This is a genomic window from Williamsia sp. z34 (assembly GCF_059553395.1).
This window is the reverse complement of record NZ_JCANWW010000004.1, coordinates 208,518-223,056: the sequence shown is the minus strand read 5'-3', so window position 1 is coordinate 223,056 and position 14,539 is coordinate 208,518. Positions and strand designations below refer to the sequence as shown.

The 14,539-nt window shown below is 64.9% G+C and carries 14 protein-coding genes; 4 read left to right on the top strand and 10 right to left on the bottom strand.

The window, feature by feature from the left end:
• Nucleotides 1–6 precede the first annotated feature (6 nt).
• Nucleotides 7–987, bottom strand: coding sequence for a zinc-dependent alcohol dehydrogenase (locus tag AC51GT_RS12255; RefSeq protein WP_496328920.1), 981 nt, complete (start codon nt 985–987; stop codon nt 7–9).
• A gap of 341 nt (nt 988–1,328) precedes the next feature.
• Here AC51GT_RS12255 and AC51GT_RS12250 point away from each other — a divergent pair, with 341 nt between their 5' ends.
• Together AC51GT_RS12250 and AC51GT_RS12245 are read left to right on the top strand one after the other, a co-directional pair.
• A complete protein-coding gene (locus tag AC51GT_RS12250) occupies nt 1,329–3,029 on the top strand; it encodes a class I adenylate-forming enzyme family protein (protein WP_496328919.1) in 1,701 nt (566 codons plus the stop codon).
• 28 nt (nt 3,030–3,057) lie between these two features.
• Complete coding sequence (locus tag AC51GT_RS12245) at nt 3,058–3,588, top strand: metallophosphoesterase family protein (RefSeq protein ID WP_496328918.1); 531 nt, start codon at nt 3,058–3,060, stop codon at nt 3,586–3,588.
• On the opposite strand, the gene AC51GT_RS12240 is transcribed toward AC51GT_RS12245, so the two are convergent.
• On the bottom strand, nt 3,573–4,262 hold the full coding sequence (locus AC51GT_RS12240) for a class I SAM-dependent methyltransferase (RefSeq protein WP_496323205.1): 690 nt from the start codon (nt 4,260–4,262) through the stop codon (nt 3,573–3,575). The genes AC51GT_RS12245 and AC51GT_RS12240 overlap by 16 nt on opposite strands.
• 41 nt (nt 4,263–4,303) lie before the next feature.
• On the opposite strand from AC51GT_RS12240, the gene AC51GT_RS12235 reads away from it, so the two are divergent.
• Both AC51GT_RS12235 and AC51GT_RS12230 read left to right on the top strand, forming a co-directional pair.
• Nucleotides 4,304–5,272: an NADPH:quinone oxidoreductase family protein gene (locus AC51GT_RS12235; protein WP_496328917.1), complete on the top strand. Its 969-nt coding sequence runs from the start codon at nt 4,304–4,306 to the stop codon at nt 5,270–5,272.
• Nucleotides 5,273–5,300: 28 nt separating this feature from the next.
• Entirely contained in the window at nt 5,301–5,582 is a 282-nt protein-coding gene (locus AC51GT_RS12230; protein ID WP_496323207.1) for a DUF2277 domain-containing protein, read from the top strand.
• Between the two features lie 113 nt (nt 5,583–5,695).
• Here AC51GT_RS12230 and AC51GT_RS12225 read toward each other — a convergent pair whose 3' ends face one another.
• From AC51GT_RS12225 to AC51GT_RS12190, 8 genes are all read right to left on the bottom strand, one after another.
• The gene (locus tag AC51GT_RS12225; RefSeq protein WP_496328916.1) at nt 5,696–6,574 is read right to left on the bottom strand and encodes an amidohydrolase family protein; all 879 of its coding nucleotides are present in this window, start codon (nt 6,572–6,574) and stop codon (nt 5,696–5,698) included.
• A gap of 192 nt (nt 6,575–6,766) precedes the next feature.
• Entirely contained in the window at nt 6,767–7,978 is a 1,212-nt protein-coding gene (locus AC51GT_RS12220; RefSeq protein ID WP_496328915.1) for an HNH endonuclease, read from the bottom strand.
• 404 nt (nt 7,979–8,382) lie between these two features.
• Nucleotides 8,383–9,750, bottom strand: a complete 1,368-nt coding sequence (locus AC51GT_RS12215; protein WP_496328914.1) for an acetamidase/formamidase family protein — start codon at nt 9,748–9,750, stop codon at nt 8,383–8,385.
• A gap of 163 nt (nt 9,751–9,913) precedes the next feature.
• Entirely contained in the window at nt 9,914–10,897 is a 984-nt protein-coding gene (locus AC51GT_RS12210; RefSeq protein WP_496328913.1) for an LLM class flavin-dependent oxidoreductase, read from the bottom strand.
• Nucleotides 10,894–11,316 carry a carboxymuconolactone decarboxylase family protein gene (locus AC51GT_RS12205; protein ID WP_496328912.1) on the bottom strand — a complete coding sequence of 141 codons (423 nt, stop codon included), beginning with the start codon at nt 11,314–11,316 and terminating at the stop codon, nt 10,894–10,896. The genes AC51GT_RS12210 and AC51GT_RS12205 overlap by 4 nt, the downstream gene beginning before the upstream one ends.
• Nucleotides 11,313–12,260, bottom strand: coding sequence for an NAD(P)-dependent oxidoreductase (locus AC51GT_RS12200; protein WP_496328911.1), 948 nt, complete (start codon nt 12,258–12,260; stop codon nt 11,313–11,315). Before AC51GT_RS12200 ends, AC51GT_RS12205 begins: the two co-directional genes overlap by 4 nt.
• On the bottom strand, nt 12,257–12,994 hold the full coding sequence (locus tag AC51GT_RS12195; RefSeq protein WP_496323214.1) for an SDR family oxidoreductase: 738 nt from the start codon (nt 12,992–12,994) through the stop codon (nt 12,257–12,259). The genes AC51GT_RS12200 and AC51GT_RS12195 overlap by 4 nt, the downstream gene beginning before the upstream one ends.
• 12 nt (nt 12,995–13,006) lie before the next feature.
• Nucleotides 13,007–14,473 carry an aldehyde dehydrogenase gene (locus AC51GT_RS12190; protein ID WP_496328910.1) on the bottom strand — a complete coding sequence of 489 codons (1,467 nt, stop codon included), beginning with the start codon at nt 14,471–14,473 and terminating at the stop codon, nt 13,007–13,009.
• Nucleotides 14,474–14,539: the final 66 nt, after the last annotated feature.

The following is a 14,539-nucleotide window of genomic DNA, read 5'->3' as shown; positions in this document are numbered from 1 at the left end:
GCTCTCCTAGGGCGTGATGATGATCTTCTGCTGGTCACTCGGTTGGGACAGTCCGTCGACGACCTGCTGCAGGTCGTCCAGGGTCGCGTAACCGCTGACAAACCCGTCGAGCCGGAGGCTGCCATCGGCCAAAGCCGCCGCAGCGGTGCGGAATTCGTCGACGGTGTAGTAGCTGACGAAGCTCATCGTCACGTCTTTGACGACGGCGCCCAGTGGCATGAAGGTGTCCGGTTCCATGCAGACCCCGGCGATGACGATGCGGCCGCGTGGACCGGCCGCGTCGAGACAGGTAGCGATCATCCCTGGCTTGCCAACACATTCGACGACGAGGTCGAAGCCGGTTCCGACGCCGGCGGTGGTGGGGTCGATGGCATGCGTTGCACCCAGACCCACGGCCGCCTGCCGCCGCTGGGCCACCGGATCGCAGACGGTGATGTCGGTGATGCCGCGGTATCGAGCCCAGACCAGTGCCGACAATCCGACCGGGCCGGCGCCGACGATGAGCAGGCGGTCACCGGCAGCCGCGCCACCCCTGTTCAGGGCGTGCAGACCCACCGCCAGCGGTTCGACCAGGGCGCCGTCTCGGGGGTTGACCGAGGCGTCGAGCGCGACGGTGCCGGACGCTGCCACGGTGACGTATTCGGCGAATCCGCCGGGTCGAATCCCCAGCCCCACGGCCTGCGGGGTGGCGCATCGGGCGGGATCCCCGGCCGCACAGGAACCACACGCGGCGCACCCGATCACCGGCATGGCGGCGACCGGTGTGCCCTCGGGCCACTGATCGGCGACGGCCGATCCGGCGGCGGCGACCTCACCGGCGAACTCGTGCCCCATGATCGCGCCGTCGGGCAGCAGGGGATAGGTCTTGAGATCTGAGCCGCAGACGCCGCAGCCGTGGACCCGGATCAGCACCTCGTCGGACGCGGGCCGGGGCTCGGCGATGTCGCGGACGACAAACCTTCCACCTTCGATGACGGCTGCACGCATTGCTGCAGATTAACCGCCGGGCCGCCGACTGTGTTGACGAATGGCGTAATTGGCAGGCGTTGTCGCTCAAACACTTTCGTGTTCTCTTTGCTTCGGCGTAAACCCTTGTGCAGTACGTGCCGATCATCAACACTGTCAGGCATGTCCGAGGCTGATGCGAATGTCTCGATCGTGCCCGGCCTTGCGTCTGGGGTACGGCGAGGTGGTCCCGGCAGCGGGTGTCGAGCGGTCGCCGACGCCACATCGAGCAGATCCGCGTGACCGATTCTGGCCTTTCGTCATAAAACTAGAACTTGTTCTCATATGCTCGGTGGCGTGTGCAGCCAAGGAGGTGGTCGATCGTGAGTGCAGTCCTCGAACCGGTGTCGCTCTATCGCGAGCTGGAATCTGACCTGACCGGGCCGGATGGTCCGTTTGCGCTGGCAACAGCCCAGGTCCGCGGTGAGTCCATGCTGGTCTACCGGGACGCCCCGGCGTCGCTGGATATGGTGTTCCGCGAACTCGTCGAGACCTATGCCGACAAGATCCTGTTGATCGAGGACGACGTCCAATACACCTATCGTGAGGTCGCAGAGCAGGCCGGACGCCTGGCCGGAGCGCTGGCCGCCGAGTATGGCGTCGGACCCGGAAGCCGGGTCGGCATCCTGATGAAAAATCAAGTGGCGTATGTTATTTCGATCATGGCCATCGCCCGCTGTGGTGGCGCCGCGGTGCTGTTCAACAGCCGGGAGTCCGTTGTCGAGACCGGTCACGCACTGGCAGATGCCGACTGTGTGGTGGTGATCGCCGACGACAAGCGCGCCGAGATGGTGCGTTCGGCGGGCTCAGAGGTGCCGTTGTTGGTGGTCGGTGACGCGCTGCCCGGTGGGTCGGCCCGGTCATATGCCGACGTGATGGCGGAGTCGTTCGATCCGCCGGCACCGGTCGCGGTCGACCCGGAATCGCTGTGTTTGATCCTGTTCACCTCGGGCACCTCGGGCCGGAGCAAGGGTGTGCTGCTGACGCAACGCAACATCTGCACGATGGTCATGAACCTGCTGATGATCAAAGAGGTCAACATCCTCACCAATGCCCGCAAGTACGGGATGGAACCCGATGCGCTGCGCGGGTTGATGCCGAGCCTGTCGGCGCTGCTGATCTTTCCGCTGTTCCACACCTCCGGTCTGGTCTGCGTCCTGACCTCGATGACTTCCGGCGGGTTTGTGGTGATCCAGAATCGATGGAACGCGCAGACCGCGATCGGATTGATCGCCGAGCACAAGCTGGCGATGCTGGCGGGTCCGCCGATGGTGATCACGGATCTGCTGGCGACCAACCCGGCGCCCGAGGCGCTCGCCAGTCTGGTGAACGTGGCACCCGCCGGGCAGGCGACCCCACCTGACCTGGTGAACCGGATCAGCGAGGTGCTCCCGTCGGCCGGCCGGAGTGTGGGATGGGGGATGACCGAAGCGGCCGGCAGTGTGTGTACCGCCGGTGGCGACCTGCTCGCCGCGTATCCGGAATCGTCCGGACCGCTGAGTCCGGTGATGTCGGTGCGGGTGGTCGATGACGCCGGAACGGTTCTGCCGGCCGGCGAGGTCGGCGAGCTGCAGGTCCGAGGGCCGCTGGTGATGGCGGGATACCTCGATCGTCCTGCCGAGACGGCTGCGACCTTTGACGGATCCTGGTACCGCAGTGGCGATCTGGGCTATCTCGACGTCAACGGTCTGGTGTTCGTCGTCGACCGTAAGAAAGACATGGTGATCTCGGCGGGGGAGAACATCTACTGTGCCGAGGTCGAGCAGGCACTGATGGCCTCGGACCGGTTCACCGAGGTCGCCGTATTCGGGGTCCCGGACGAGCGACGTGGCGAGGTGGTGGTCGCGGCGGTCGCACCCCGGGACGGTGTGAACCTCACGGAGGCCCAGGTCAAGGACATCGTGCGCGACGCGCTCGCCGACTACAAGGTTCCTGCCGCGGTGGTGTTCGACCTGGCACCGTTTCCGCGTAGTGCCACCGGGAAGATTCTCAAAAGAAAAGTGCGCGAGCAGTATCGGGGCTGATGTCCGCCGGCAGGTTACCGTCGTAGGTGTGGACCTACTGCTCATCTCCGACACCCACATCCCCAAGCGGGCCCGTGACCTGCCGGCGCCCGTCTGGGAGGCGGTCGAGCGCGCCGACGTCGTCATCCATGCCGGCGACTGGATCGATCTGGCGTCGTACGAAGCGCTCGAGGCGCGGTCGGCCCGGTTGATCGCCTGCTGGGGCAACAACGATGGCGACGATCTGCGCGCTCGGATGCCCGAGCGCGCAGACGCCGTGCTCGGTGGTCTGCGGTTCACCGTCACCCACGAGACCGGGGCCGCGACGGGACGGGAGAAGCGGATGTCGGCGGCCTACCCGGACACCGACGTCCTGGTGTTCGGGCACAGCCACATTCCCTGGGACACCACGTCCGACACCGGGCTGCGGCTGCTGAATCCGGGGTCACCGACCGATCGGAGGCGGCAACCGCACTGCACGTACATGACCGCCACGATCGGCGACGATTCCGTGCTGGACGTGCAGCTGCACCGCCTGCCCCGACCCGCCGAGACCCGCACCGCTCAGAACAGGGGCTGACCCGGGTTCCCGGAGTCGCGCCGTAGAACCCGCAGTGAGCCCTGTGCGCCGACCTCGGTGAACTGCCCGGTGCCCAGTGCCTTCTGGTAGATCTCGAACGGTGGCCGGCCGCCGTCGGCCGGATCGGGGAACACGTCGTGGATCAGCAGGGCGCCGCCGATACGGACCCAGGGAGCCCATCCGGCCAGGTCGTTCTGTGCAGCTTCGCTGCTGTGCCCGCCGTCGATGAACACAAAATCCGCGGGCCGGCCCCAGATGCGGGCGGCGGCTGTGGAGGTGGCCAGCAGGCCGATGACGGTGTCTTCGAGTCCGGCGTCCCACATCGTGCGTCGGAACCGGGCCGAGGTGTCCAGCGTGCCGGTATGGGGGTCGACGAGGCTGGTGTCGTGGTACTCCCAGCCCGGCTGGTGTTCTTCGGACCCGCGGTGGTGATCGATGGTGGTGATGGTGGCGCCCACCGGCTGGGCAGCGGCACCGAGGAAGACGGTGGACTTGCCGCAGTAGGTGCCGATCTCGACACCGATTCCGACTGCGTCGGGGGCTGACAGGTATTGGCGCGCAACCCGATACAGTGCGGTCGCCTCGTCGATCGGCATGAAGCCGGGGGCATCGATGGCGGCTTGGAGCTGGAGTTCACTGGGCTGGTCGTCGTGCTTCTGGGGAGCAGAGGTCATATGAGTGATCCTATCGGCGTCCCCGCGTAGGGTTGGGCGTTATGAAGGCTCAGATACTGAACGAAGAGACAGGTCCGAGTGGGTTGACCCTGACGGAGGTCCCCGATCCGGTACCGGCCGACAATCAGCTGCTCATCGACGTGAAGTCCTGCGGAGTCTGCTTTCCCGACCTGCTGATGAGTCAGGGCAAATACCAGCTGCGGATCCCGACCCCGTTCACGCCCGGTACCGAGGTCGCCGGTGTGGTGGCGCAGGCGCCGGCCACGTCCCGGTACTCCGTCGGTGATCGCGTTCAGGTGATGTCGGTGGTCGGTGGATTTGCCGAGCAGGTACTCGCCACTGATGAGCAGTTGCTACCCATTCCGCCGGAATTGACCTTCGACGAGGGCGCGGCGATGGGGATCAACCTGCAGACTGCGATCTTTGCCCTGAAGACGCGGGCCAATCTGCAGCCGGGCGAGACCGTTGGTGTGCTCGGTAGTGCCGGCGGCGTCGGTGTCGCCACCATTCAGGTGGCCAAGGCAATGGGCGCCCGGGTCATCGCCATCGTCCACCGCAAGGGTGCCGAGGAATTGTTGCGGGGTCTGGGAGCCGACGAGGTGGTCCAGCTCGAAGAAGGCTGGGGTACAAAGATAAAGGAACTCACCGGCAACGGTGTGGATGTGCTGATCGACCCGGTCGGTGGTGAGGTGTTCGACGAGGCGCTGCGTCAGGTTGCTCCCGACGGCAGGTTCGTGGTGATCGGGTTCGCGGCCGGCGGTATTCCGACGGTCAAGCTGAACCGGGTGTTGTTCCGCAACATCTCCGTGGTCGGTGCGGCGTGGGGCGAATACGTGCGTACACATCCCGATCTGCCCGCGAAACTCCACGACGACCTCACCGCGATGGTCGCAGCCGGGATGCGCCCCCCGGTGAATCGCACCTATGCCCTGGCCGATCTCCCGCAGGCCCTGGACGATCTGGCCAATGGAAAAGTCCTGGGCAAAGCGGTTGTCAAGATATCGGAATGATAAATCGAGAACGATGAGGAGTTAGCCCATGTGCCGCAACATCACCGAGCTCCGAGGGCTGGAGCCGCCCGCAAATGACGTCGAAATCGAAGCGGCGGCGCGACAATACGTGCGCAAGGTGAGCGGCGTGCAGAAACCGTCGGCGGCGAGTGTCGAAGCGTTCGAGCTCGCCGTCGAGCGGGTCACCGCGGCGACCACGGAACTGCTGCAGGCGTTGCCTCCACGACGGCAGCCGCCCAAGTCCGTTCCCCCGCTCCGGCGTCCCGAGGTGCAAGCCCGGATCGCGGCGCAGGCGGCGCGGCAGAGCTAGCCGTTCTCCCGGCCAGCTCCACCGTCGACCCCGAACCCGCCGGCCCGAAGCCGTCGAGCGTGCCGAAATTGCCGTCGAGCGGGCCGAAATTGCTCAAGGACCAGGCGGTTGAGTCAGGTTTCGATACCGAACAGGCGGGCCGCGTTGTGGTGCAGCACGCCTCGCACCCAGTCGTCGTCCAGGCCGAGGTCGATGACGGCTTCGAGTGCGCTGGTGTAGCTGTACGGAATATTCGGGAAGTCGCTGCCCCATAGGATGCGATCACCTAGGTCGGTCAGCTTGTGCCGCGATTCGGTCGGAAACGGTGCACCTTCCTCGGCAAATGCGGTGAACGCCATCGTCGTGTCGAGATGGACGTTGCCGTAGATGCCGGCGAGGTCGAGGAAGTCGTCGTACTCGGGCATACCCATATGGGCGATGATCAGTGGTAGTTGCGGAAAGCGTTGCAGTAGTTCACTGATGGGCTCAGGGCCGGTGTATGTACCCGGTGCCGGGCCCGACCCGCAGTGGATCACCACTGGTACACCGGCGTCGGAGATCGTGCCCCAGACATCGTCCAGAAGTGGATCGGTGGGACTGTAGTCACCGACCTGGATATGCGATTTGAACACTGCTGCACCGGATTCGATGGCATCGGCGACATACGCCGGCGCCGTCACCTCCGGGTAGAACGTGGCCGTGCGCAGGCAGTCGGGTGTGCGAGCTGCAAAATCGGCGGCCCAACTGTTCAGCCAGACCCCCATGTCCGGTTTGTGTGGGTAGATCATCGAGGTGAATGCCCGAACACCGAAGTCGCGCAGCGTCTCGATGCGCTGGTCCTCATCGGCACGATAGGTGATCGGCCACTCGCGGCCGACCATCGGTCCGACCGAATCGAAGTATGCCCACACCTTGTCCATCACCGATTTCGGCATGAAGTGGGTGTGTACGTCGACGAGTCCGGGCAGGTCGAGCCCCTGCCAGATCGACCGGACGGCGTTCGGCTCAGCCACCGACAGGGATTCTGGTCCACACACGGCCCTCACGTTACCCACGCCAGAGGCCGGGGTGGTGCTGCCGCCGGGGGTTCGTCTCCGGCGGCAGCACCGGCGTCACACTATGGAGTTGTCAATTTTCATGCACGGTCCCGACGAGAGCTCGGGTGCGCTGGTGGGAAGCGTGTGAATTGAGGGAGGATGATCCGGTCAGGCGGCGAGGGTCAGGGTGCGTCGGTTGTAGGCCGGTAGGGGTCTTCGCTGCGGGTCGATATCGGCGGGCGGGATCATCCACGGGTGCCCGTCGGAGCCCATGATCACATCCCAGCCGGTGTTGTGGACCGCCATATGGCAGGTCCGGCAGAGCAGGCACCCGTTCTCCAGAGTGGTCGCGCCGCCGTCCACGAAGTGCACGATGTGGTGACAGTCCGACCAGCTCGCATGTCCGCCGCATTTCACGCAGCAGACGTCGCGGATGATGATGGCTTTGCGGACCAGCCCGGTGAACAGCCGTTTCGGTGGGCTCAGATCGATCGGGACGTCCTGTCCGTCCAGGGTGATCGAGGTGATCGCCGAATCGCACGCCAACATCGCAGCGGTCGCCTCGGTGACCGGACCCATCCAGGGCAGGGTCGCGGCCTCGGGATGATCGGCAGGCACGGTCACCATCACCTCGGTCCGCGGCGCCGACACCAACGTCTGTCCACCACCGCCGCAGTCCAACAACCGGTGCAGGGCGTCGGCGCGGCGTTGGGTCGGGGAACGCGGATCATCCGAGCCGTCGGGTTCGGGATGTGCCCGGGACCACCGGTCCAACGCCGAGTGCAACTTTTCTCCGATGACAGCATCCACATCGAACGTGCCGACACAGCGGCCCTCACGGACTTTGTATTCGAGACTGTTCAACGACCGGTCTTCGGCCGGCGGCGGACCACCGGTATCTGCGGCGACCTCGTTACCCAGTGCCCGGGCTGCGGCGCTGATTTCTGCCGGTGGTGCTCCGGAGATGGCGTGGTTCAACAGTTTCCGCTCGAACCCGACCTGCTGCTCGGCGGTGACCGGATCCGCGGATCGCCCGACCACATGCGCCACACCCTTGACCACCGCGTCCACGTGTTCGGATGACAAGAACCCGTCGCGCGAATATCCGGCCGTACGATCCAGACCCGCCAAACCAGGTCCGATGCGCAGCCATCGGTATGCAGATGCCGGCGCTGCACCTTTGGCCTGCAGCAACTTTGATGTCGTAGACCCGGACTTACGGGCGATCCCCGACTCGTCGATCACCGCCGCACACACCGCCAACTGATGCTCGGTGGCGTTGCGGAGGGTGATCAGATCCTTCACCACCCCCACCACAGCGTTGGCATCGTCGGGTATCGGCAAGTCGACCAGATCGTCGACCATCTCGAGAAGTCGCATGGCACAGCACCTTCCAACGGGAACACGAACCGGGAACGTCGACCGGAGTGTGTCTGCGGGGAAGGCGTCAGATACATGATACGTGTGGTCGATTGACTCCACTGTACCCATTCGAACGCGTGTTCGCAAGGATTATTTGTGGCTAATGCCGTTCAGGTGCAACCATTTTCGATAGTAAGGCGAAGAAAATCGCGCGGAGTGGGGCACTGGCTACCGGCGATCCCATGACCTCGAGAGTCCGGTGAGGCATATCGACTCGGCGGCCGCGTTGCGACCGGCGAGCTCCACCCATGAAGGTTTCCTCATGCTCGTAGGCTACGACGGGCTATTCGAAGGTTGTGTGACGTGACCGGGTGCAAGGTTTCACGTGCAACTCGGTCGCCGGAATCGGGGAGCCTTGGTCATCAGCTGAAGTGGTCCTTGTAGATCTGACCATGTACACCGACGGTCCGGTCGACCACCTGTGACACGGTGAAGTCGGCCGCCGCCGAGAGATATGCGTAGGCGGTTGCACGGTCCATGCCCCGATCGTTTTCGAGGAAGTCGAGAGCGTTGACGACAGCGCGTCGCATTGCGGCGTTGAGGTCGCTGCTCTGGCCGTCGATCGCACCGTCGGGATCGGATAGGCCGATGGGGATCCAGGATTCGGCAGTTTCCGCGAAGGGGTAGCCGTACGCGACACTCGGTGCGTCCCCGGATCCGGGCTTGCAGACCGTCAAGCGGAAGGTGCCGCGCAGCGAACCCTCCATCGCTGTCAGTGCGACCTCCCCGTCGCCCATCGCCATGTGTGGGTCGCCGACGTAGAACAGCGCACCGGGCGCGAAGACCGGAAGATAGAACGACGACCCCTCGCCCAGCAGTCGAATGTCGATGTTGCCGCCACCCAGCGTGGGCGGGATCGAGTTCGAGGTGGGCGCCGTCGGATCGGCATCGGTGGAAAATGCAACACCCATCATGCCCATGAACGGACGGAGCGGAAAGCGGACGCGAGAACCCTGTCCAAAGGGCATAACCCCCAACCCATCTTCGATGGATGTGAAGATCGAAACGTTGCCCTGTCGTGTGGGGTCGGGGTCAGCCCTTCCGTCGGTTCCGACCGGAGGCATCACCTCGGCGAGGTCGATGCCTGCGGGTGCGCCACCGTCGCTGGTTCTTGCCAGTGAACCCTTGCCGTGTCGACTGGAGACAACGCCGTACGGCACGCGCGGAATGGCTTCCAGGGTCTCGATCTTGAGGACGTCTCCCGGTTCGGCGCCCTCGACGAATACCGGTCCGGTGACCACATGGGGGCCGTCCTTGCTGAAGGTCCGCGGTGTCCGGTTGTAGTCCGCGGCGATGGCGGCAGCGTCCTGCAACACATCGGTCTCTGCGACGCCTTTGGTTCCGAAGTACTCGATCGGGTTACGGCCCTGGTCTTCGAGTATGCCCTCGTGTGACACGGTGTCGATGGTGATGGTCTGGCCGGATTTCATCCGAATCGCCGGGGAGCTGTGCACGTTCGGGACATATCCCCACAGCACTTGGTCCGGAACGGACCCCAGATACAGGTCTCCGGACCTCTCGCCCTGCCCCGGCTGCAGAATCGGGACACCGCCGGCATAAGGCAGGGCCGGTGACGACACGGTCGGTCCCGGAGATGCGTCGGAGCAGGAAGCGGTCACTCCCGCGACACCGACCCCGGCACCGATCGCGGCGACGCTCTGGAGGAATCGGCGCCTGCCGAGTCCCTGGGATAGCAGTTCCGCGGCAGCTTTCGAAAACTCTTCGGGCACAGTGATCCTCCGGTGCGTTGTCGGATGTCCGAAACTACCGAGAAGTTGTTTCCTACGAGTTGCGCACGATGCGCCAAGATGTCGGAGATTGTTAACCGGTGGCGAGGTTTGAAGCCGACCGTGATGGGACACATTCGGCCGGACGATCGCGCGGGCCGTCGGATCAGGTGCGCAGGGCGGGGATCACCTTGTCGCCGATGAGGTGGACGCTGTCCCATGACGGCTGCTCGGGCATCCCGCCGCAGAGCGGGTGGCTGGTGACGAGCCGGAACTCTTTGCTGCGGCAGCGTTCGATGAGTTCGTCAGGAGTACAGACGACATATCCGCTGCCACTTCGGAGTTCGTCCACGGTCGTGGAGCTGTCGCGGACGTGGGAAGCGTGATCACCGTGCCAGGCGTCGTAAGCGCGGGCGTCGGCGAGGAGGTGGTCGCCGTACGCGTGCCAGAATTTGTCGGGGTCTTCGGCGCAGAAGACGGTGGACGGTCCGGGTGGGGGTGTCATGACAAAACCCGGTTTCCGACCGTGTCTGCGGCATTCGGCGTCGTAGAGGTCGCGGAGGTCCGGGTCGGCGACCTGTGGAGCGAAACCGAGATCGAGACGGGCTGCCCGCCGGGCTGCGGCCCGAGAACCGCCGCCGTAGAACAGGAATGGATGCGGCTGGGACAGGGGAGCGGGGGTGACGCGAACCCTGCGTCCGTCGTACTCGAACTCCTCACCTGTCCAGGCCTGACGCAGCACACCGATGGCGCGCTCGATGTCGTCACCGCGGGTGGCCCAGGTTTTGCCGAACTGCTCGTACTCGGCGGGCAGGTAGCCGAGCCCGAGTGTGTACGTCACCCGGCCGCCGCTCAGGTTGTCGAGGAGCGCGATGTCCTCGGCCAGGCGCAGCGGGTCATGTAGATTCACCACGATCGCGGAGATGGTGATCTGGATCCGCTCGGTGCACGCGGCGAACGCGGACCCGACGATCAGCGGGTTCGGCAGATAGCCGTCAGGTGAGCCGTGATGCTCGGAGAGCATCACGGCGTCCTGATCATGGGTGTCGAGATAACCGACCTGCTCCACGGCGCGCTTGAACAGTTCGGCCCGTCCGTCCGGCGTGGCACCTGGCGCACGAAAGTCGTAGCGCGTCGCGAAGAAGGTCATGTCGACTTGTTCTGCTTTGCGAGTTTGGCCTCGTGCTTCTGGATGACGGAGCCGAACATCATGTTCATCCTCGAACCCTGCGGCCATCCGACGTAATAGCAGAGGAACAGGGCGATTTCGAGGAGTTCATCACCGGTGAGCTCACCGTTGGCCAGTGCTGCGCCCGCCTGGATCTCGGCCACATCGATCTGTCCGGTTGCGGCCAGGACGCCAAAGATCAGCAGGCGGCGGTCACGGAAGTTCAGGCCCTCACGGTTCCAGACGTCGGCGAAGAGATGTTCGGTGAGGTAGGCGTAGAAATCACCCGGCCCGTCCTGCATCTCGAAGCCGTACACCTTGGCCATCGTGTCCATGCCTTTTTGGCGCAGCTCCGAGGTCGGTGCCTGTTCACCGTTCGAGGAACCCTGTTCGGTCGTCATTTCTTTTCCTTTCCAGAGGTCGAGCTGCGCTTCGCTGCGTCTCGGCCATCGGTCGAGCTCCGCTTCGCTGCGTCTCCGCCCACGCCCAGACCGTCTGCGAACCGGTCGAGAGCTACTTCACCCAAGGGGAGTTCGACGCCGAGTTCGCCACCGAGGGCCAGTGCCAGACCGAGGTCTTTTTCGCCGAGGTCGCGCACGTGGCTCAGGATGTCGTACCAGAAGTCGTCCGGCGGGATGGGAGCTGTGTTGTCCCGCAGGATGATCGAACCGGCGCCACCGGTGATCGCGTCGGTGTGACGGACGACCTTGCCGAGTTTGACGATGTCGATCCCGGCCGCCTCTGCCAGCCGTGAGGCCTCGGTTGCGGCGGTGAAGGAGATGAAGTGCAGCAGGTTTCGGGCCAACTTCATCTTGGTTCCGGCGCCGATCGGACCCGCGTGCATGATCATGTCGGACATCAGCGAATAGGGCGGCTTCAACTTCAGATAGGCCTCGCGCTCACCCCCGACCATGATCGCCAGACGGCCCTCCTTGGCGCCGCCGGCCCCACCGGATACCGGCGCGTCCACCAGTGAGACGCCCTGTGCAGCACACACTTTCTCCAGATCGATCGCGGTCTGCGGTCCGATTGTGGAATGGATGGCGATGACGGTGCCCGGCGCGGCGGTCTCGAGGATGCCGTGCGATCCGGCGACCACGGTGTTGACCTGCTCGTCATTGAGGACGGTCACGCCGATGACGGTGGCGGTCTTGGCGACTTCGGCGGGGGAATCGGCTCGGGTCGATCCTTCGATGGTGGCCTCGGGCCGCGTATCGCAGACGACCAGGCCACCCGGCCATTTCGCCAGGCGCTCGGCCATCGGTGCGCCCATGTTGCCCAGGCCGATGAAGCCGACCGGTGCGCTCTGGTCCGACGCGGTGTCGGCGGCCTGTTGTTCGCTCATGATCGGATGATCTGTCCGCCGTCGACGTTGAAGATCTGACCGGTGATCCAGCCGGCCTCGTCGGAGAGCAGGAACAGGCACATACCGGAGAGATCTTCGGGAGTGCCCATGCGCGACAACGGGATCTTGCCGACCATGTCCTTGACGATGCTGCTCGGAGTGGTCGATCGGGTCGCCTCGGTGTCGATCGGACCGGGGGCGATCGCGTTGATGCGGATCCCCGATCCGCCGAGCTCGGTGGCGAGCTGCTGGGTCAGGCCGTTGATCCCGACCTTCGCCAGACCGTAGAAACCGCTGTACAACCATGCGGCGGTGGAGGACTGGTTCACGATGGCGCTACCGGGCTTCATCTGCCCGTACACGGCGCGGGTGACGTTCAGTGCGCCGTCGAGGTTGACGCTCATGAACTTCTTGTAGTAGTCCCACGGGACCGTGATCAGGAAGTCCAGTTGCATGCCGCCGTAGATCGCCGCATTGTTCACCAGGTAGTCGATCTGCCCGTAGGCCTCCAGCGTTGCCGCCGCCAGGGCCTGCGCGGATTCGGGCTCGGCGACATCGGTGTTGACGTACAGACCCCCGATGTCGGCGGCGACCTGCTTGCCTGCCTCGTCGTTGAGGTCGGCGATCACGACATTCGCACCCTCGCCGGCGAGCTTGCGGGCATAGACCTCGCCGATGCCACCGGCAGCGCCGGTGACTATCGCCGTTTTGCCGTCAAATCTGTTGTTGCTCATCAGTCGATCTCCTTATGCCGGTGTCGCCACCGCTTTGATTTCCAAATACTCTTCGAACCCGGCCACGCCCATCTCGCGACCGATGCCGGACTGCTTGTAGCCACCGAACGGGACGTCGGCGGAGTACCAGATACCGCCGTTGATACCCATGGTTCCGGTGCGTACGCCGTCGACGACCTTCTTGATCCGCTCCGGATCGGTACCCCACACCGCGCCCGACAGGCCGTAGGGGGAGTCGTTGGCAATGGCGATCGCGTCGTCGTCGCCGTCGTGCGGGATGATCACCAGGACCGGCCCGAAGATCTCTTCCTGCGCCACCCGCGCCGAGTTCTCCAGCCCGGAGATCAACGTCGGCTCGATGAAGAAGCCCTTGTCCTTGTCGGCCGGGCGTCCGCCACCGATCTCGATGGTTCCGCCTTCGTCGCGGGCGAGCTGGAGGTAACCCTCGATCCGCTCGCGCTGGACCGCGGAGATCACCGGACCGCAGATGGTCCCGGGATCTGTCGGGTCACCGGCGGGTAGCCCGGCCATCCCGGCCTTGACCAATTCGATTGCCTCATCGTATTTCTCGCGGGGCACCAGCATGCGAGTGGTGAGCGCGCAGCCCTGGCCGGCGTGGGTGACCACCGAGAACGCGGCCATCGAGCAGGCGGCCCCCAGATCGGCGTCGTCGAGAACGATGTAGGCCGACTTGCCGCCGAGTTCGAGGAAGACCCGCTTGAGCGTCTCCGCCGCAGCGACCATCACCTTCTTGCCGGTGGCGGTCGAACCGGTGAAGGAGACGACGTCCACGCGCGGATCGGATGACAGCAACGCCCCGACGCTGTGATCACTGGACGTGACGATGTTGATGACGCCCGGTGGGAAGTCGGTCTCCTCGGCGATCACCTTGCCCACCAGGGCCGCACACCACGGGGTGTCGGGAGCGGGCTTGAGTACCACGGTGCAACCGGCGGCCAGGGCGGGGCCGATCTTCGCGAAATTGATCTGGTGGGGGAAGTTCCACGGGGTGATCGCACCGACGACGCCGGCCGCCTCGCGTTGCACCGTGCGATGGGTCTTGATGCCCATCGGCTTGGCGCGCCCGAGGTCGGTCTCCCACTCGTAGCTCTCGGCCAGATCGGCGAAGTAGCCCAGATCGGCGATCGGGCCTTCGAGCTGCGGGCCGGAGGTCAGGAATGCCGGGGCGCCCACCTCGGCGATGGTGATCTCACGGAGTTCTTCGATGTGACCTTGCAGCGCATCCCGGAGTTGGCGGAGGCAGCGGGCACGGAAGGCGTGATCACGCGACCACGTGGTGGTGTCGAACGCGATGCGGGCGGCACCGATGGCGGCATCCATGTCCCCGGTCGTGCCGTCGGCCGCGTGGCCGATGACCTCTTCTGTCGCGGGGTTGATGATCGCGAACGTGCCCCCCGATCCGGGCGCCAATTTTCCGTCGATCAGCAGCTCGGAGCTGGTTTCTGGTCTGAGCGTCATAACTGGTCGTCTCCTTCTGGACACGTGTCTGGACTGCGGTTTGAACGTAGTGTAACGTCACTGTCC

What these genes read in the sequence shown, in the direction of transcription:
- AC51GT_RS12255 (WP_496328920.1), bottom strand. Translation starts at nt 987, where the DNA reads ATGCGTGCAGCCGTCATCGAAGGTGGAAGGTTTGTCGTCCGCGACATC.
- AC51GT_RS12210 (WP_496328913.1), bottom strand. Translation starts at nt 10,897, where the DNA reads ATGACCTTCTTCGCGACGCGCTACGACTTTCGTGCGCCAGGTGCCACG.
- AC51GT_RS12205 (WP_496328912.1), bottom strand. Translation starts at nt 11,316, where the DNA reads ATGACGACCGAACAGGGTTCCTCGAACGGTGAACAGGCACCGACCTCG.
- AC51GT_RS12200 (WP_496328911.1), bottom strand. Translation starts at nt 12,260, where the DNA reads ATGAGCGAACAACAGGCCGCCGACACCGCGTCGGACCAGAGCGCACCG.
- AC51GT_RS12190 (WP_496328910.1), bottom strand. Translation starts at nt 14,473, where the DNA reads ATGACGCTCAGACCAGAAACCAGCTCCGAGCTGCTGATCGACGGAAAA.
- AC51GT_RS12195 (WP_496323214.1), bottom strand. Translation starts at nt 12,994, where the DNA reads ATGAGCAACAACAGATTTGACGGCAAAACGGCGATAGTCACCGGCGCT.
- AC51GT_RS12235 (WP_496328917.1), top strand. Translation starts at nt 4,304, where the DNA reads ATGAAGGCTCAGATACTGAACGAAGAGACAGGTCCGAGTGGGTTGACC.
- AC51GT_RS12230 (WP_496323207.1), top strand. Translation starts at nt 5,301, where the DNA reads ATGTGCCGCAACATCACCGAGCTCCGAGGGCTGGAGCCGCCCGCAAAT.
- AC51GT_RS12240 (WP_496323205.1), bottom strand. Translation starts at nt 4,262, where the DNA reads ATGACCTCTGCTCCCCAGAAGCACGACGACCAGCCCAGTGAACTCCAG.
- AC51GT_RS12220 (WP_496328915.1), bottom strand. Translation starts at nt 7,978, where the DNA reads ATGCGACTTCTCGAGATGGTCGACGATCTGGTCGACTTGCCGATACCC.